Origin of the sequence: Gilliamella bombi (assembly GCF_900103255.1) — a bacterium.
In the GTDB taxonomy this organism is placed as follows: domain Bacteria; phylum Pseudomonadota; class Gammaproteobacteria; order Enterobacterales; family Orbaceae; genus Gilliamella; species Gilliamella bombi.
Genome location: NZ_FMWS01000039.1, coordinates 1 through 17,675, shown reverse-complemented (window position 1 = coordinate 17,675; position 17,675 = coordinate 1). Strand labels below are relative to the sequence as shown.

25 protein-coding genes are annotated in these 17,675 nt (G+C 36.2%); 9 read left to right on the top strand and 16 right to left on the bottom strand.

Annotation, left to right across the window (positions count from 1 at the left end; genetic code table 11):
* Positions 1-2: 2 nt before the first annotated feature.
* The 5 genes from B9N71_RS08040 to B9N71_RS08020 all read right to left on the bottom strand — a co-directional run bounded on the left by B9N71_RS08040 (position 3) and on the right by B9N71_RS08020 (position 3,341).
* Positions 3-206, bottom strand: a complete 204-nt coding sequence (locus B9N71_RS08040) for a tail protein X (protein ID WP_065590164.1) — start codon at positions 204-206, stop codon at positions 3-5.
* Positions 206-676: a head completion/stabilization protein gene (locus tag B9N71_RS08035; RefSeq protein WP_085165411.1), complete on the bottom strand. Its 471-nt coding sequence runs from the start codon at positions 674-676 to the stop codon at positions 206-208. Before B9N71_RS08035 ends, B9N71_RS08040 begins: the two co-directional genes overlap by 1 nt.
* Positions 677-769: 93 nt before the next feature.
* On the bottom strand, positions 770-1,417 hold the full coding sequence (gene gpM / locus B9N71_RS08030) for a phage terminase small subunit (RefSeq protein WP_065590166.1): 648 nt from the start codon (positions 1,415-1,417) through the stop codon (positions 770-772).
* An 11-nt stretch (positions 1,418-1,428) separates the two neighbouring features.
* Positions 1,429-2,439 carry a phage major capsid protein, P2 family gene (locus tag B9N71_RS08025; protein ID WP_085165409.1) on the bottom strand — a complete coding sequence of 337 codons (1,011 nt, stop codon included), beginning with the start codon at positions 2,437-2,439 and terminating at the stop codon, positions 1,429-1,431.
* Between the two features lie 62 nt (positions 2,440-2,501).
* Entirely contained in the window at positions 2,502-3,341 is an 840-nt protein-coding gene (locus B9N71_RS08020) for a GPO family capsid scaffolding protein (protein WP_085165407.1), read from the bottom strand.
* Positions 3,342-3,492: 151 nt separating this feature from the next.
* Here B9N71_RS08020 and B9N71_RS08015 point away from each other — a divergent pair, with 151 nt between their 5' ends.
* The 3 genes from B9N71_RS08015 (at position 3,493) to B9N71_RS08005 (ending at position 7,501) form a co-directional block, all read left to right on the top strand.
* On the top strand, positions 3,493-5,274 hold the full coding sequence (locus B9N71_RS08015; protein WP_085165405.1) for a terminase large subunit domain-containing protein: 1,782 nt from the start codon (positions 3,493-3,495) through the stop codon (positions 5,272-5,274).
* Positions 5,275-5,276: 2 nt separating this feature from the next.
* Positions 5,277-6,263 carry a phage portal protein gene (locus tag B9N71_RS08010; RefSeq protein WP_085165403.1) on the top strand — a complete coding sequence of 329 codons (987 nt, stop codon included), beginning with the start codon at positions 5,277-5,279 and terminating at the stop codon, positions 6,261-6,263.
* 410 nt (positions 6,264-6,673) lie between these two features.
* A complete protein-coding gene (locus tag B9N71_RS08005) occupies positions 6,674-7,501 on the top strand; it encodes an HNH endonuclease (protein WP_085165401.1) in 828 nt (275 codons plus the stop codon).
* 1 nt (position 7,502) lies between these two features.
* Here the strand turns inward: B9N71_RS08005 and B9N71_RS13030 are convergent, their stop codons facing one another.
* The 11 genes from B9N71_RS13030 to B9N71_RS07960 all read right to left on the bottom strand — a co-directional run bounded on the left by B9N71_RS13030 (position 7,503) and on the right by B9N71_RS07960 (position 13,273).
* Entirely contained in the window at positions 7,503-7,676 is a 174-nt protein-coding gene (locus B9N71_RS13030; protein ID WP_167370080.1) for a hypothetical protein, read from the bottom strand.
* Positions 7,677-7,797: 121 nt separating this feature from the next.
* Entirely contained in the window at positions 7,798-9,945 is a 2,148-nt protein-coding gene (locus B9N71_RS08000; RefSeq protein ID WP_085165398.1) for a replication endonuclease, read from the bottom strand.
* Position 9,946: 1 nt separating this feature from the next.
* Positions 9,947-10,132 carry a hypothetical protein gene (locus B9N71_RS07995; protein WP_085165396.1) on the bottom strand — a complete coding sequence of 62 codons (186 nt, stop codon included), beginning with the start codon at positions 10,130-10,132 and terminating at the stop codon, positions 9,947-9,949.
* Between the two features lie 30 nt (positions 10,133-10,162).
* Positions 10,163-10,978 carry a DNA adenine methylase gene (locus B9N71_RS07990; RefSeq protein WP_085165394.1) on the bottom strand — a complete coding sequence of 272 codons (816 nt, stop codon included), beginning with the start codon at positions 10,976-10,978 and terminating at the stop codon, positions 10,163-10,165.
* On the bottom strand, positions 10,979-11,794 hold the full coding sequence (locus B9N71_RS07985; protein ID WP_085165391.1) for a DNA adenine methylase: 816 nt from the start codon (positions 11,792-11,794) through the stop codon (positions 10,979-10,981). It abuts the gene before it with no gap.
* Positions 11,795-11,835: 41 nt separating this feature from the next.
* A complete protein-coding gene (locus B9N71_RS07980; RefSeq protein ID WP_065590175.1) occupies positions 11,836-12,081 on the bottom strand; it encodes a hypothetical protein in 246 nt (81 codons plus the stop codon).
* 23 nt (positions 12,082-12,104) lie between these two features.
* Positions 12,105-12,317 (bottom strand): TraR/DksA family transcriptional regulator, encoded by a 213-nt coding sequence (locus B9N71_RS07975; protein WP_065590176.1) that lies wholly within the window; start codon positions 12,315-12,317, stop codon positions 12,105-12,107.
* The gene (locus B9N71_RS07970; protein ID WP_065590177.1) at positions 12,317-12,532 is read right to left on the bottom strand and encodes a DUF2732 family protein; all 216 of its coding nucleotides are present in this window, start codon (positions 12,530-12,532) and stop codon (positions 12,317-12,319) included. Before B9N71_RS07970 ends, B9N71_RS07975 begins: the two co-directional genes overlap by 1 nt.
* Positions 12,533-12,877 carry a hypothetical protein gene (locus tag B9N71_RS07965; RefSeq protein ID WP_085165379.1) on the bottom strand — a complete coding sequence of 115 codons (345 nt, stop codon included), beginning with the start codon at positions 12,875-12,877 and terminating at the stop codon, positions 12,533-12,535.
* A complete protein-coding gene (locus B9N71_RS13025; protein ID WP_167370079.1) occupies positions 12,846-13,022 on the bottom strand; it encodes a hypothetical protein in 177 nt (58 codons plus the stop codon). The genes B9N71_RS07965 and B9N71_RS13025 overlap by 32 nt, the downstream gene beginning before the upstream one ends.
* A complete protein-coding gene (locus B9N71_RS07960) occupies positions 13,022-13,273 on the bottom strand; it encodes a hypothetical protein (protein WP_085165377.1) in 252 nt (83 codons plus the stop codon). Before B9N71_RS07960 ends, B9N71_RS13025 begins: the two co-directional genes overlap by 1 nt.
* A gap of 146 nt (positions 13,274-13,419) precedes the next feature.
* On the opposite strand from B9N71_RS07960, the gene B9N71_RS07955 reads away from it, so the two are divergent.
* From B9N71_RS07955 to B9N71_RS07930, 6 genes are read left to right on the top strand one after another with little or no spacing between them, the layout of a single operon-like run.
* On the top strand, positions 13,420-13,785 hold the full coding sequence (locus B9N71_RS07955; protein WP_085165375.1) for a helix-turn-helix transcriptional regulator: 366 nt from the start codon (positions 13,420-13,422) through the stop codon (positions 13,783-13,785).
* Positions 13,786-13,814: 29 nt separating this feature from the next.
* Positions 13,815-14,186, top strand: coding sequence for a helix-turn-helix domain-containing protein (locus tag B9N71_RS07950; RefSeq protein WP_085165373.1), 372 nt, complete (start codon positions 13,815-13,817; stop codon positions 14,184-14,186).
* Positions 14,187-14,216: 30 nt separating this feature from the next.
* Positions 14,217-14,618 (top strand): helix-turn-helix transcriptional regulator, encoded by a 402-nt coding sequence (locus tag B9N71_RS07945; protein ID WP_085165371.1) that lies wholly within the window; start codon positions 14,217-14,219, stop codon positions 14,616-14,618.
* Between the two features lie 22 nt (positions 14,619-14,640).
* Positions 14,641-15,207, top strand: a complete 567-nt coding sequence (locus tag B9N71_RS07940; protein ID WP_085165369.1) for a PH domain-containing protein — start codon at positions 14,641-14,643, stop codon at positions 15,205-15,207.
* A 52-nt stretch (positions 15,208-15,259) separates the two neighbouring features.
* A complete protein-coding gene (locus B9N71_RS07935) occupies positions 15,260-16,384 on the top strand; it encodes a PIN-like domain-containing protein (protein ID WP_085165367.1) in 1,125 nt (374 codons plus the stop codon).
* 21 nt (positions 16,385-16,405) lie between these two features.
* Positions 16,406-17,413 carry a phage integrase gene (locus B9N71_RS07930; RefSeq protein ID WP_085165365.1) on the top strand — a complete coding sequence of 336 codons (1,008 nt, stop codon included), beginning with the start codon at positions 16,406-16,408 and terminating at the stop codon, positions 17,411-17,413.
* Positions 17,414-17,675: the final 262 nt, after the last annotated feature.

Here is a 17,675-nt window from a genome sequence, read left to right as displayed (position 1 = left end):
GGTTAATCCCATAAATTTAAGCGTTTTTTTTCTGGCTCTGGCACCACTTCAGGCACATTTACGGCGGTACCCATGGGGAGTGTTGCTGGCAGTTCACAAAGTGTTGGGTTTTGTTGGTAAATAATTTCAACAATCCCTTTAGTTTTGCCAAAAACTCGATACGCCAATGCGTCAACGGTTTCATTTTGCATTGCATAAACAATCATTAAATTAATTCCATGGTCGATCGTGATTTACCTAAAATGTCACGAATGGCATAACGTGCATTGCGGTATAAGTTGCCCACACTTTCGATGTTAGGTTCAATGTCGCCTTTGGCTTTTGCTGTTGCATCAAAATTAATGTACTGTTCATTCAATAAGGCGTTTGCCCATGAATAAACCGCATGCTTGTATAAAATCAAATATTTTGATTCACCATTAATTTGCTCATCATTTAGATCGTTAATCGATGTAATACCTGCCGCTTGCTTTGTTAGCCGCCAGTCATATAAGTCGTCATTCACTGCAATAATTGCACTGGCAATTGCTGTTTTTAATCGCTCTGTTGTGACGGTACCGTCTAGCCGTTGAGTTTTTCGAACATCACTGATATTAATTGCTGGAAAAAACGAAATATTACTGATTTCGAGATTGTCAGCTTCGTTAGCGCTTGCGATAGCCGTAAAGTCGTTCATAATTTACCTTTGTTGATCGGCGGTGGACAAAAGCGCTAATGTGTAAAATACATTTATTGCTTTTGTGCCGCCGAGGTGTGAGGGTTCACCCAGTTAAGAATCCGCCTTATTTAAGGCCTTTTCTAATTCTTTAATAGCTGTTTTTACGCCTGAACTTTCGTCAAGTTCAAGTGCTCGTTTTAAATAGCCTAAAGCTTGCTCTGGCTGTGTTTCTTTTAACACATAGCCAATAGCTTTATTTAATTTTGCTCTGACCTGATCAAACATATCTTTATCAGCCACTAATTCGGCAAATTTAAGCAAAACATCAGCGTTAACTGTTTGCTTATTGCTAATTTGTGCTAGCGTTGTATTAGCTAATTCTTCGGTAATTAGTGTGGCGGTTTGGCGTTGGTACTCATCGGGTGTAACCCAATTGTGTTTTAATGCATGCTCAGCAAGCGGGTAGGCAAGCTCAAATTGTTTGGTGTCAATCATCCATACCATTAAACGCATAAAAACATCATCTTGCTGAGCATTATCAGACTCAAGCACGCCGTTAATCCAATCCATGTATTCGGGAATAAGTTGCTTTTTAAGCTCAATTTTTGCTTCCGTTGATTGAAATTTTTTTAAACGAATACGATCGTTATTTAGCTTGGCTAGCATCATTTCGTAAGCGTTGATTGCTCGCAGGTTGTCTGTATTACGCTCCTTTTGAGCGTAATGTTTTTGTAAAAACTTTTGTGCTGGTGATATCATCTATCTTTCCCTTATCTGACTTCAATATTTTCAATTAAACAGCCGGCATCATAACGTTCTACAACAAAGGCTTCATTGGCAGATTGGAAGTCTTCAATGCGATCACGTTTAGGATTGTCAATAATTTGACGGCGGGCTGTTTCATTTTGAATATAGATAGCTAAATTGCTAAAAGGTGTAATTAGCATTGCTCCTTTAGGGAAGTAGGGCACTCGGTATGCTGGTAATTCACCAATTGATTTTTTAGCAAGTAAGATTTGACCTGCTACTTTTTCGGTGTTCTTATCTGCTTCGTTAGCAATAGGGAAGTATTTATCATGAAGTAATCCACGACCACAAATAACAACTAGATCGGTGTCTTCTGAATAAACTGGATCGATTAAGTTTTCAACGGCATCATAGACTAATGCGTCAAGGTTTTTATAGTCACCACCGTTGCTGGCAATAATAATTTTACCTGGTGTTACTGTACCTTCGTTCATTACTCTTTCAGGTGCATCTTCTCGGTAATGTTGTAACCAGCCTTTATTTACATCTTGTAGTAAAGGGTACGTAGTTTTATTGGAAGTTGACGCACGATGGGTGCCATTAAAACCAATCATAATCCGATCTAATGCTTTTTGTTTAATTAGGGCATCACGCAAAAGGGTTTGAAAGTTCTTTTTGTGGCGCCATGCATCCAATTTTGCATAACGAATTGATGTATCGTAATTGGTTTGTTCACAACGGTAACGGAATTGGTTTAGATCTGAGATATCTACAGCTTCACGTTCTTGTGCTGTGGTATCGGTTGTACTGGCTGTTGTGCCTGTTACACCAACGCCAACTTTTTCACCTTCTTGGGCATCAACAAATTCAAAGTTAATTTTACTTAAAAATTCAGATGATTGTTGGGTGCGTTTTTCTAATGTTTGGTTTACCTCTGGATTGACAGCAAAACTTTCACTGGCATCATCAATGCCATTAAGCTGTGCAATGCGGTGTTTAAATCCATTAAATAACTTTCGGGTTTCATTTCTCATTATGGGTTTCCTAATTCGGTTAATCTAATTTGTTTGTTATTGTTGGTTTTAATCGTCTGCTTTTAGCAGTCGGTTTCAGTGTCCATGGATCCGCCCGCCGAAATTGGACGCTCTGGCGATTCAGGAAGTTCACTCAATAGCTCGACAAGCTCAGTATTTTGTTTTTTTACTTTGGTAAGTTCGTTGGTTAACTCAACAATTTTGGCGTCAAGATTAGTAAAGCGTTCAGTTGTCGCCGTTGCGAACTGCTCAATAATCTCACCAAGTTGTACAAACTTAGTAGAGTCTTTTTCTGATTTACTTTTAAATAAACCTGTTAGACGATCCAACATGGCACTAAAAGCGGTATCACTTTGGGGATCCACCTCTTCAAAGTCGATCACTGTTTCTTCGGCAACGGTGAAAAGGTTATTTGGTGATTGTTTACGGCTAGCTAACGGGTTAACGCTTGCTTTTGCACTGAACTCTAAAAATTCGGTACCAAGGCTTGCAGGGTCGTCAGTGACAGCAAGACCAACAAGGTAAGCTTTGCCTGTGTCAGCAAATTCGGCATTAACTTCGATAGAGGTATAAACTTTTTGCTTAGCTTTATTAAGCTCAATGAGTTCATCGGTTGGTTCAATTTGTGCAAGTAATGCTAGCTTTCCAGCTAATGGACCGGTTTTGATTTCTTCGGCTCGTAATGCTAATACATCGCCATAGCGTTTAAATTGGCTATCAGGTGAATAACCTTTGATATGTTCCAAATTGATACGTGCACCATAAACATCACGATTATAATTTTCTGCCATTTGCTCGATCCATTCTTTTTGGATCTTACGTCCGTCGGTGGTGGCACCTTCGACCGCAACACGAAACCATTTTGATTTAATTTTTTTTGACTTTTTAACTTCTGTGCCCATTGTTGTAATCCTTAGCTGATTGTTTTGCCTTATGTTGAATTGACAAACAAAAGAGAGCAATTGGGGCAACTTGTAAATTAGAGTTTTACAACCTGAACAAACATAAAAAAACAAAAATCATAGGTAAATTGGCATTACTAAAGGAGAACACATGGTAAACGTCAATTTATTAGATCATTTAATTAGCGATAATACCGATCCAAGAAAAGCGGCCAGATCGCTGTATTGGGCAGGGTATCGTATTAGCCGTATTTCTGAATTGCTGAATGAAAATATTAATACTATCCATAGCTGGAAACGGCGTGATAGGTGGGATGAATCAACCGTATTGGATAGGGTTAACGGCGTGCTTGAAGCGCAATTAATCCATCTTGTTATCAAGCCAAATAAAGAAGGCAAAGATTTTAAAGAGATTGATTTACTTAGCCGTCAGCTAGAACGTACGGCTAGAATTGAAAAATATCAAAATGGCGGTAATGAAGTTGATTTAAACCCTAATATTGCCAACCGTAATGCCAAGCCGAAGCAAAAGCCTAAAACTAATCTTTTAACTGATGAGCAGATCGAAAAAATTAACGAACTATTTAATGATGGCTTATATGAGCATCAAAAAGTTTGGTACCGAGCTGGGTTACAAAATCGCATTAGAAACATAAATAAATCACGCCAAATTGGGGCAACTATGTTTTTTGCGCAGGAAGGGGCGGTTGATGCTGTGAATACTGGGCGTAATCAGATATTTTTATCCGCATCAAAATCACAAGCATTTCAATTTCGGCAATATATTATTGATTTTTTCCACGGTATCGATATGGATCTGAAAGGGGAAGTTATACATTTTCCTCATAATGACGCTCGCCTTTACTTTTTAGGTACCAACTCGAAAACAGCACAAAGTTATCACGGTAATTTATATCTGGATGAATATTTTTGGATTAATAAATTTTTAGAACTGCGTAAAGTTGCTTCGGGTATGTCGAGCCAAAAACGTTGGCGACAAACCTACTTTTCAACGCCTTCTAGTATTAATCACGAAGCGTATAAATTCTGGACTGGCGAGCTATTCAATAAGGGACGTAGAAAAGAGCAACGTATTAATGTTGATATTTCTCATCAAGCTTTAAAAAATGGCAAATTATGTGCTGATGGACAATGGCGGCAGATTGTTACTATAGAAGATGCCGAGCAATTGGGATTTGATTTATTTGATATTAATCAACTAAAACTAGAATATAGCCCCGATGAGTTCGCTAATTTATTTTTATGTAATTTTATTGATGATTCATCATCAGTGTTTCCGCTATCCAGTTTACAGCCGTGTATGGTCGATTCTTGGGATATTTGGGATGATTATAAGCCATTTGCAATGCGCCCACTTGGTGAACGGCCAGTATGGATCGGCTATGACCCGTCACATACGGGTGATAGTGCTGGGTGCGTTGTTGTTTCACCGCCATTGGTTGAGGGTGGAAAATTCCGAGTCATTGAAAAGCATCAATGGACAGGTATGGACTTTGCCACACAAGCCGAAGCCATTCGAAAAATGACCGAACGCTATAACGTTACCTACATTGGTATTGATGCTACTGGGTTAGGCGAGGGGGTTTATCAACTAGTTAAGCAATTTTATCCTGCTGTAGTGGCGTTCAAATATTCAATTGAAATTAAACAAAGGCTAATTTTAAAAATGCAAGATGTGATCAGACGTCAGCGTTTAGAGTTTGATGCAGGTTGGACAGACTTAGCCCAATCATTTATGGCAATTCGAAAAACATTAACGGCCAGCCAGCGTTATGTAACGTATGTGGCTGATCGTAATGAAGATGTATCACATGCCGATATTGCATGGGCAACCATGCACGCAATTTATAACGAGCCGCTAGAAAGCATTGGCGGAGCAAACAGCAACAGCGGATTTATGGGAGTTTTTTAGTCATGACAGAATTAATACAACAAGATGAAAAAATAGAATTTTTTACGTTCGGCGATCGTGAGCCTTTAGCTGATGCCAAAGACTTATTAAATTATTTACAATGCACATCGTGCGGCAATTGGTATGAACCGCCAGTTAATTTCGATACGCTGGCCAATACCTTTAGTTCATCGTCATATCATAGCAGCCCGATATACGTTAAACGAAATATCTTAACCAGTACTTTTATTCCACATAAATACTTATCACGTCAGGCATTCGAACGCATTGCTAATGATTTTTTAATATTGGGTAACTGCTATCTCGAAAAACGAACAAACATGCTAAAGCAAACCGAGGTGCTAAAACCAACACTGGCGAAATACACACGGCGAGGTGTTGAAGAAAACGAATATTGGTATATTGATAAGTATTGGGAAGAGCATAAATTTAAAAAAGGTTCGGTGTGGCATATGTTAGCACCTGATATAAATCAAGAAATTTACGGATTACCCGAATATTTAGCCGCCATTAATTCGGTTTGGCTTGATAACTCGGCTACCGTATTCCGTCAACGTTATTATAAAAATGGTTCGCATGCAGGGTTTATTTTATATTTGTCTAATCCATCACATAACGAAAAAGATATTGAAGAATTAAAGAAAGCATTACAAAGCAGTCGAGGACCAGGAAACTTCCGTAATTTGCTAATGTATTCACCAAATGGTAAGCCAGATGGATTAAAACTGATACCTGTTGGAGAAGTGGCCGCTAAAGATAATTTTGCAGACATTAAGTCAGTAAGCCAAGATGATATCTTAACTGCACACCGAGTGCCGCCATCATTAATGGGCATAACACCAAAAAACACAGGTGGATTTGGTGATCCAGAAAAAGCCTCTAAAGTATTTGCCCGCAATGAAATTAAACCGTTGCAAGATAGATTTTTACAGCTTAATGATTGGATTGGGGAGGAGGTTATAAAATTTAACCCTTATATCCTTGAATAACAATCACAAAACCAAAGCCCGAATGGGCTTTTTTATTACCTTCCATTCAAATTCTCTCTATAACGCTCATGCTGACACTTTTTTATTTGTTGTGTGGTGATTAGTCCTTTATTCATTTTATCTCTCAGTGTGCTTGATGTTTAATATAATTAGTCACTTTGATGATGATTGAAAAGGTTATAGATAAAATTGCGCCGTTGAAACCCCACGCCACCCCCACGTTAAAAGTGTGGGAAATTGTGCAAAGTTGCAAACATCACAAAAGAAGCCCTAGTATAAGGGCTTTGGCTATCCGAGATCCTTTTTATAACTTGCGATTTCGTGCAGTATGGGCGTGCAGTAAAATTTAATTCTTTTATAAAAATATAGTATAAAATAAATAATTAATTAATTTAAGGAGGATCTGCTGTATGACAAATAATTTAGTAACGGGAAGAGATAAAGTTATCGACAATATATTAACTCTTTATAAGTATTTAAATAGTAGTGTTTCGGAAGATGTTGAAGAATCAAAAAAAATTTTAAATCATGGAATGTGGTTTGTTGTTGAAAAAATTGAAGATGATTTATTTTTTGGTCCCAGTAAATTTGTTGGCTATGAAGATAATACTCTTAAAATGAATAATGAAAATAGTAGATTTAGAAGCGGAAGTGATACTAATAGAAGACTTTTGAATTTTTATGACCAAATTGATCCTAAAAAAACAGATTGCAGTTGTTTAAAAAAGAAATTTGAAAATTTTCTTGATCAGTTTGAATTAAAATTATCTGATAGATTTACTGGTTTTTTTGTTCCTGAAGATCTTAGCAATTTACTAAATTCAAAACCATCTTTTTCAGAAGAAGAGCAAGAACAGCAGGTTGAAATACTAAATGAGGAAACTTTATATGCAAAATCTAAATTAAAAAATAAGAAAGTAGAAAAACGACATTCTGTTTCCTTTTTTCGATTTGTTAGAAACCCTTACATTTCAGAACTAATCAAGCGAGAAGCAGAAGGTAAATGTGATCTCTGTAATAATTTGGGTCCTTTTATTGTAAAGGATAATATTCCTTTTTTAGAATGTCATCATATAGATTGGTTATCTAAAGGTGGTGATGATTCCATTGAAAATACAGCTGCATTATGTCCTAATTGCCACCGTAAAATGCATCATGTAAAAGATAAAGAGGATATAAATAAACTAAAAAAAATTGCTAACGAAAGAGCAGAAAACCTTAAAGATAAATATAAGTAAATTAGTTCTTGTTGAAATTATTATCAATTAACTGTTTTTTTAATGGCTCCAATAAATCACGGAGCCAAAATAAGGCAATATCCTTATCTTTTTCTGTTAGATGTTCGGATTCTGTTACAACACGGATAAGTAATTCAGCTCTCTCTACTTTTTTTGCTTTTTCTAATTCGTCCATTTCTAATACCTCACTGTTTTTATATACAGTATATTTATACAGTAATTTTTTAGCAAGAAAAAAGTAAAAAAATGTGATCAATGTCTAGTTGCATGATTTTATTACATAAAACAATATAAAGCTAAAAATAAAACTCAACAAAATCATTTTTAACGGGCTTTCTAGGTCGACTTGGCGAATTGCTAACGATGAGATGTACACCGTTTAAAGTGTTATCTAATTTTAAATATTGATTGTGGCTGATTTTTATACTTTCACGTAAATAAAGCCGGTTCACAGTGAAATTATCGTCAGGCAGACCGATTATTTTTAACTGTTTTCTAATTTCTTCACGCTGATCGTCTAGCGATGATTTTTTAACCTGCGTACAGTTATTGACAGAACTCCAAGGCGTGCGTGCCGCACGTTTTTTAAGGTCAAGGTCCTTGCTTGTTTTTTCTTTCTTAACTATTTTCCATTTAATAAGCCTTGTGCAAATAAAGGACGTTAGTCCCGATAATGGTGAAAATACGCCTTTTATTTTTTTAATTACTTCCTCATATTGATTCAATTCTTCTTCGTAAGATAGCCTAACTTTTAAATCTTTGCGCAAAACCATTGGACCACCTTGGTGATTAGTATATGCGGCCCAATCACCAATATCAGCGGACGCTAAAACAGGATCGATAATTTTATCTTCCACTTTTTGGCTTTTTAATCTTCGTAGTTCCCGCCAAACGGTGACAGGTGCGCCGCCTAATTGTTGGAATTGGCGTATTTTCCAACGGCTTGCCCATGCAGTAACAGCTTTAGATGTTTCTTTTAAGTTTTCGCCAGTTTCATCATCTACTTCATTATCCAACGCATAACCATCAATATTTTTAGAAATATATTTAGCAATGTAGCCAGTTGCTGAGCCTTTTTCTTTATCGATCATGGTAAATTCAAAGCGGTTTTTTGCGGCCCCTTTTTCTTGTCCGTCTTCATCCATGGCATAGATCCACATTACTTTAAAAGCTGTTTGCAAATCTTCGGGACGCATAAAAACTAAAATATGCCAATGAGGTGTGCCGTCGTGATGAGGTTCTGCGACGCGGAAGCCAAAAAACTTAATATCTTCACGATTGAGCTTTGCTCGAATCCTTGACCATACTTTACACAAATAGGCTTGGGTTTCACGTGGATTATTACCTTGCCAGTTTTCGACAAATCCACCTTTTGAGTAGGCGCTATGGTATTTTGAAGGAGCTGTTAATGTAATAAATGCACCGGTATACCCCATTTCATCAGCCAAATCTTCAAAGCCCCTCATGCGGGTCATTAGCTCAGCACGACGAATAGCTGGATTGGAAATCGATTTATATACCTGCAAATCAAGTGCTATTTGTTCGCCAGTTTCTTGATTTTCAATTGCCATTTGTTCTAAATATTTTTTATTGCGTCGCTTTTGTTCTTTCCATTCTGATTGGCAAGATTGACTTGCATATGGGGTAGATTTCTTTTGTACTTGCCCAACGGCAATAGCCAAATGTTCATGTTGGAAATCTCGACGAGTTTTTAGCTTGTTATACCACCAATCCTCATTAGTTAATTTTGCCAACGCTCTGACAATATTTTCATTGGTTAACTTTCCATTTTTATAATCGGCAAAGTAGGGCGGTACGATATTGATGCCGTCAAGTTCATTTAAAACAGATTTATAAAGTTGATGCTCAAGCCCAAGCTGATTAACCTCATTGGCAGATAAACAAAATTCATGATCCGCTAATAAGTGTTGTATAAGTTTATCTATATAACGGGCTATTTCGACACTAAGTTCAGCAATTCGCTCTCTGCCAAATGTAGGTAAGTTCTCAAACTCAGCAGAAAAGTTAATAGATAGTGCGCTTGGTTTAATAAATTCATATTGTTTATTAACCAAATCAAGCCTTGATTTAATATTACCGCCAAGTGTTTTACGCAAAAATGTATTGGCGGATTTTCGGCTTTTTGTTTGAAATAGTTTGATGTATTCATTTGCAAAATAGCTACTTAAAAAGTCTGGCAAACCAGAAAAATAATTAGCTCTAAAGTTATGATCTTCGGTATCTACTTGCCATAATTTTATTTCACTATAAGAAAGCCCTTGTGGCATTTTAGGTGATAATGCATGTGGATTAACTGGCGTTCTGATAACTTCTTTGTTTGGTAAAAACTTGCCGACTGTATCGTAAAAATCACGCATACCAGAAAGCAGGGCATATTTAACCCTGTGATTTAATGTTGGTAGGTTTTGCGTGATTGTGGTCATTTTACTTGCTACGTTGTTTATTACGCATCTTTTTAGCTGTTCGGCGAGCCTTTGCTATACCAGTTGGCTTGTGTGCGGTTTTATTTTTGCCTTTGCCTTTTTTTAATTTCGACGGCTGCATAACGATCACTGAACGTTTCAAAGAGTTAGCAGCACGTAATAAATATTTACATATATAATTGAACACAGTTACACCCCCCAATTTTGATGATGATTGTTAAAGCATGTCCGGCGTTAACACGCCAATGATCTCTTTTGCAGGCTTTCGGTTGCCGTTTGCCGCCACTGACCGCGGTGCGTCTATTGAGTGAAGTTTAAAACGGTGGAATATGTCACGCGTGGCGCTATTGTCGCAGTTTGAAATAATTGCGGTTGCTCCCCGTAAAACTGCATCATACAAACAGTCAGCCAAAAGCTCGGTGTCTGAGTAGCAAAAACCTGACGGTGTATACCCAACAAAGCTATCTTTATGTTTAGTTAAATATGGCGGATCGCAATAGATAACCGATCCGGCACCTGCTAGCCCAATCGTTTGCGTGAAATCACAGCAGAGTAAAGAGACATCGGAATAAAGTAATTTATTACTAAAATTAATCATTTCCGCACCCGGAAAATAAATATTTTTATGTTTTCCTTTCGGGACATTAAATTCCCCCTTTTTGTTATAACGGCACATCCCATTAAATCCGTGTCGATTTAGATAGATAAACTGAGCCGCTAACTTTACCGTTTCCCTGAATTTTGGGTGATTGAATTGACTTCGAATATCGTAAAAATCATTTTCTGTATCAAATAATTCTTTAGTTGTGTTATATAGCATTGCTAAATCATCTTTTAGCCACGAATATGTATTGATTAAATCGTGATTAATATCAGCCAAGATATAGCTTTTAGCTGATACATTAATAAAAACATTGCCAGCACCAACAAACGGTTCAATGAATTGACAATCTTTGGGGAAATGGGGTAATAACTTATCTATAATTCGGCCTTTACCTCCCGGCCATTTCAGGAAAGATTTTTCAATATTCATTTATTTGTCCTTAATCCAAATGCATTCGGTTCTTATGATTGCTCCACGCTGTGACGCCGCTCTTGATTGTGCTTCTTTTTTTGTCCAGCCATTTAATATGTCGTTATATAACTCATTGTCATAGCCAGAAATGACAACTTTTCCAGATAATCCAATAATTTTGTTTAATAAAATTTCATGATCTGAAAAAGACATTTCATATTGATAGCCCTTGGTTGTTGTCCTAGTTTCGTGCAAATATGGCGGATCACAATAAAATAGAGTTGATGGAGTATCGTGTTTATCTAATAGTTCAATTGCTGGAATGTTTTCAATAATTACACCCTGTAACCGTTGAACAATTGATGATAAATTATTGGGTATATTTGCCCACACCGTGGCGTCTGTAGTTTTTCCTTTTTTAGTGCTACCGCTAAAACCAGAGTTTTTTTGATGAATTCCATTTGATGAAAACGACATAAACGAGCGAATTACTAACTGCGAAGCTTGAATTATTTCATCTGAGCAGTGGCAATAACATGCATTTAAATATTCATTGCGGTGAAACGGTGTTAACGAAATCAGTTTAATTAATTTGTCTGCAGATTGTTGATTGCGGAGCACTTTAAATAAGTTGAAAACAGAACTATCAATATCGTTATAAACTTCTCGTGATATCTTTTCTTTTTGTAATAAAACACTACCAGCACCGCCGAATGGCTCTACATAAATTTCATGTATTGGAAAATTCGATAAAATCCAAGGAGCTAGTCGAAACTTGCCACCAAAATATCGTAATAATGGATGTTTTATTTTTATTGCTTTTTCTACACACATTTTTTGAGCCTTAAAGATTTGGGGCTGATTGCCCCGATTGATTATTGATTTAATTCAAATTCAATAACATTTGTACTATTTTCAACGTTTGAATCGTATGAACCATCAACCTCGCAAATAATTACTGCATCGTGACATGTGATAGCAAAAGTTGCTCCGGCAGTTAATTCCCGTGATTGTTCTTTAGAAACGCTAATTGCTCGCACTCCGTAAGCCGCAACTAGCTCGAATGTATGCTCGTCTACAATGATGCTTTTGTGAGCATTATTTTTAAATTTATCAAACATCTGTTTTCTCCTTTATTGATAATTTATTGCCCGTGCTTACCTTTTGCTTCTGAAATTTGCTGACAATAAACACACAAACTACAACCTGGCACAGCTTCACGCCGTGCCTCTGGTATTGGCTCGCCACATTCACAGCAATAAAGTGATGATTTGCCGGTGTAAACTTTTCTTTTTGCAATCAAGTTATCAAGCTCTAATTGAGCAATGTCATTGGCTCGGTCGATAACATCACGCATCAGTTCTGGTTCTCATAATGTTGATTGCGTATTGCTTCGGCTTCTTGCTCTAACAGCTCTGCCGATTCGGTCGGTGTTAAGTAGTTTGTGCGGATATGTGTAGCTAGTCGTTCCAGCTTTGCCGTAAATACGTCACAAAGTCCGCTTTTTGTTTCTTCTTTTGCCTGATTTAAGGCTTGCAATAATGCATCGCCCGATAATGCTGTCATTTTCATTTATGCCACCTTTTTAGTTTCTTTTTTAAAATCTTCTTCTTCACATAATGCGAATGCATCAATAATTGCTTGCAATCGACGTAAACCTTTCTTTAAGTCGTCGACTTCTTTATCTGTCAGATTGTCATATTGCATTTGCCAAGCATGAGTAAATTGACTATCTGAGTTATAAATTTCCGTTGTACGCAATTCGATGCCCGACGCACTAAGTAACAACCGTTTTTGACCTGGTTTTAAATTGTTAAAAGCCGAACGGGCAAGGCTGCGTTTGCCGCTTAAAATGTGATTGAACTCACGGATTAAACTGCGTGGCTCAATGGTTTGAGTGCTTTGTGCTACATTCATCTTCATCACCTATTAACGGTTGATGCAACTTAATTACCTGCCCGTTTGATTTTTCAACCCAGCCCTTTGGGTTGTGGGCATTGATCTGAATATCGATCGGGGTTGGTTGCTGAGCGGTCTGTTTTAAATAGGATGAGTGAGCCATTATTCAGCCCCCTCAATGTTGACTACTAGATTACCTTTGTAGCTGGCTGCACCCTCTAACGTTAAGGCGACCATGTTAATTAATGGGGTTTCACGGCTAGCCGTTCCTGCGTTGCTTATTTTCTTGCGGATAGGAAGCTCACCACGTTGGATTTTGCCCTTAACAGTTGCCAACGGCATTTTTGCCAAATCGGCGAATTGCTGAGCCGTGACAAATGGGGCAGGTATAGCTATTGCAATTTGAATCGTCATAAGGCATTATTCCTTAATTAATGTTTATTGGTGTTTATTAGTGTTTATTAATAACCGAATCGGTATTTTTTTATTATGATAACCTTTTAGGTTTATGTCAATACCTAAACGGTTTTATTTTTCTTTTTGGTATTTTGGGAGTTAACATGATTCAGTTTGACAGTGCTAAAAACATAATAGATAGAATGGTTAGCGCTTATAGATTAAAGACAATGAAAGCATTGTGTGAGTATTTTGGGGTTGGCATTAGCGTTCTCTCAAATAGAGTAGTACGGAATACAACTCCGGCAGAATATATAATACAGTGCGCACTAGATACGGGAGCTAATCTATTATGGCTTTGCACTGGCGAGGGAGAGCCAAACATCGACGGTATGAAAACAGAAAAAAAATCAATTGAACTATCGAGCGAAGCATTAGAAAAACTAGAACGAATTGCAGCACTAAAAAGCAGCGGTGCTATTACTGATGATGAGTATCAGTTATTAAAGAGTAGTATTTTTAATAAATAATAAAAAAGGGGGAATAGTGAAGAAAATAAATGATTAAGTTTGATAATAGTAAAAACGTAATAAAAAGAATCCTCTCAGCTTATAAATTAAAAACAGTTAAATCATTAGCTGACAAATGGAACATGACGGCCAGCGTTATAGGTAGCAGAGTTCAAAGAAATACGTTTCCCTCTGATTTTGTAATTAAATGCATATTAGATACTGGCGCAGATCTGAAATGGCTTTGTACGGGCGAGGGTGAGCCAAACATCGATGGTATCAAAACGGAAAAAAAATCGATTGAATTATCAAGCGAAGCTTTAGAAAAATTAGAACGAATTGCGGCACTAAAAAGCAGCGGTGCTATTACTGATGATGAGTATCAGTTATTGAAGAGTAGTATTTTTAAGAGGTCTCATTAAACTTTATTTGTGTTTACATGATAATTAAGTATCTTTTCCCCGAACCGGATTTTTTATGGGTGCTTTATTAATACCGAAAATGTATGTAAAAAAATAATTAATAGATTAGTTTTTGCTTATGGCGTAAAAACAGTAAAGTCTTTAAGTGAAAGGTTAGATACTACAGTGAGCGTTATAGGCAATAGGGTTGCAAGAAATACTATCCCTTATGATCTAATAGTTAAATGTTCCATAGATACAGGCGCTAACCTGCAGTGGATTTTAACAGGCGAGGGAGAGCCAAACATCGACGGTATCAAAACAGAAAAAAAATCAATTGAACTATCAAGCGAAGCATTAGAAAAACTAGAACGAATTGCAGCACTAAAAAGCAGCGGTGCTATTACTGATGATGAGTATCAGTTATTAAAGGCGAGTATTTTTAATAAATAATAAAAAAGAGGAAGGAAATAAAATGATTGATTATAAAACAGCAACAAAAGCCGAATTATTAGCCGAATTTGAACGATTAAAAAAAATATCTCATGATGACGGTTTTTTTACTAAAAAAGAATTTTTACACTTTCCGCAAATCGCAATGCCAAACGAGACGCCGATCGGTATATCATCGGGAAGCATGGACGGTAAAACATGGTTGATTATTTTAACTAATCAACGAGTAATATTTTTAGATAAAGGCATGTTTTTTGGATTGAAACAAGTTGCATTAGATTTAAGTCACATTTCATCAGTTGGCGGAGAAACTAAATTACTATTTGGTGAAATCACGATCGCCGCCGACGGACATACGTACAAGGTCGAAAACGTCTCAAAAAAAGGTGTGGTACCGTTTACCAATATGGTTAAGCAAGCAATAGAAGCACTAAAACAAAGCAAAGAGCAAAGCGCAAACAACCACGCCCAACAACCAGCAACCAATAATGACCTACTCGAACAATTAGAACGCCTAGCATCATTAAAAGAAAAGGGCATTATCACAGAAGAAGAATTCCAAGCGCAAAAGGCTAAAATTCTGGGATGAGTATCAGCTATTGAAAGGGAGTATTTTTAATATTTTTAGAAGGTAAAAAAGAATGTCTAATTTATTTAAAGCATACGCTCCATTAAGTAAAGATAAAATTAACGAAATATGGAAAAGTGATAATACTATTTTCATTCTTGATACAAATATATTGTTAAATTTGTATTCTTACAGAAAAGAAACTCAAAATGACTTTTATAAATTACTCGAAAAATTAAAAGGCAAAATTTGGATCCCATATCATGTCATGCTTGAGTATCATAAGAATAGATTGAGAACCATTGCAAATATAGAACAGTTTAACAATGTTATTATTAAATCTTATGAAAAGAAATTATCTGAACCTCCAAAAATCAAATTTGAAAAAAAGTTGCTAGATGAAATTCAAATTAAAATTGAGAGTTTTCTTTCCGAAATAGAACAACTTCTCGATAATGGAGTTTCTTTGAATAAAACAGATACTATTTATGAAAAAATTATGGGATTGATAACTATTGGCAAACCTGATAGTAAGGAAGAGATAGAGAAAATAATAAAAGATGGTGAATATAGATTCAAAGATAAACGTCCTCCTGGTTATTCTGATGATACAAAAGATGAATACTATTATCATATAGATGTTTGCATACCAAATAAATATGGAGATTTAATTATTTGGGAGCAAATAAAGAAACATGTTAAAAAATATACCTCAATTAATAATGTTATTTTTATAACAGATGATAATAAAGAAGATTGGGTTAAAAAATATGATAATGGTACAGGAAAAAAAATAATTCATGCTCGTTATGAATTAATTGAAGAGTTGTTAACTGAGGCAGATCATGTAGAACATTTTATCATTAACGATTCAGTTAGTTTTATTAATAATAGCCCATTATTTGATTTGAAATTTAAAGATAATACTGTAATGGATGTCAAAAATATTGCTGATAACAGCTTGCAGGATGATCCAGAACTGTTTGAAGATGAAAATTTAATCAATCAAAAATGTACTGCAAATTCAGTTTACAACAGGTCAAAATTTAATTCTTTAATGTTAAACTTATACTCTCCTAATAAAAAATATTATGGAGAGTTATTTAGTCAAATGTTAAAACCGAAAGTATACAAATCCCAAAAGAGTGAAAAAATCACGCAAGAGATTCTTAAATCTCTTTTAAATAGAAAGTTATAAATTTCACATTATGAAACAAATATGACGGTACGCAAGCAATCTAACGGCAAATGGCTGTTTGAAAAATACTTAGAGGGCGGCAGACGCATCCGCAAAACGTTCGCAACCAAAGGCGAGGCGTTAGCGTATGAAAGCTATATCGAAGAACAAGCAGCTACCAAGCCTTGGATTGCTGAAAAGCAAGATCGGCGGCGGTTGTCTGATTTGGTTAATACTTGGTATTTATCGCACGGCAAAACGTTAGAAGACGGTGAGCGAGAAAAGCGGATACTTGATTTTATTTGTGAAAGCCTGGGCGATCCGCTTGCCGATAACTTTACTGCCAAGGACTTTACTAATTACCGACAAAAACGGTTAAGCGGTGAAATTTATAGGGTTAAGTCTAAGCAGGTGGTATCAAAAAGAACGTTAAACCTTGAATTGGTCTATTTTCGATCTGTATTCAATGAATTAAAAAGACTTGGTGAGTGGAATAAGCCCAATCCTTTAGACAATATTAAGCAGTTCAAAACAACCGAGCAAGAAATGGCATACTTCACAGCCGATCAAATCGATGCCGTGCTTGCCGAATCTGCATTAAGCACCGATAAAGAATTGCTGTTAAAAGTTAAAATTGGGTTATCAACCGGGGCGCGGTGGTCTGAAATATGCGATCTGACTGCATCACAAATAAAAGACGGTCGGATTACATTTATTAAAACAAAAGGACGGCGTAATCGTTCAGTACCGATCACACAAGAGCTATTAAACGAATTACCCAAAACAAAGGGCAAGCTATTTAAATGCACTATTAGTGATAAATACTTTCGTAAAATGATTGAGAAGTGCGGCATTGAATTGCCCGACGGTCAATTAACGCATGTACTGCGCCACACTTTTGCCAGCCATTTTATGATGAACGGCGGTAATATCTTGGTGCTACAAAAAATATTAGGGCATACCGATATTAAAGTAACAATGCGTTACGCTCACTTTGCACCTGACCACTTGGAAGAAGCAGCTATATTAAACCCACTAATTAAACGCTAAAAAATGGCGGTAAAATGGCGGTTGAGTTAACTTATATTGCTGTTTATTAGTGTTTATTACATTTTTAACTAATTGATTATTAAGTAAGTTGTTGTTTTTTATTATCTAATGCAAGGATTGCAAATCCGTCTACCTCGGTTCGACTCCGGGACGCGCCTCCATTTTTAATCAATAAAATCAATAAGATAAAATCTTATTATTTTAAAATCATCAATACTTAGAATTAACTTAGGATATACAGTTAGAATAAATCTTCTTTTTT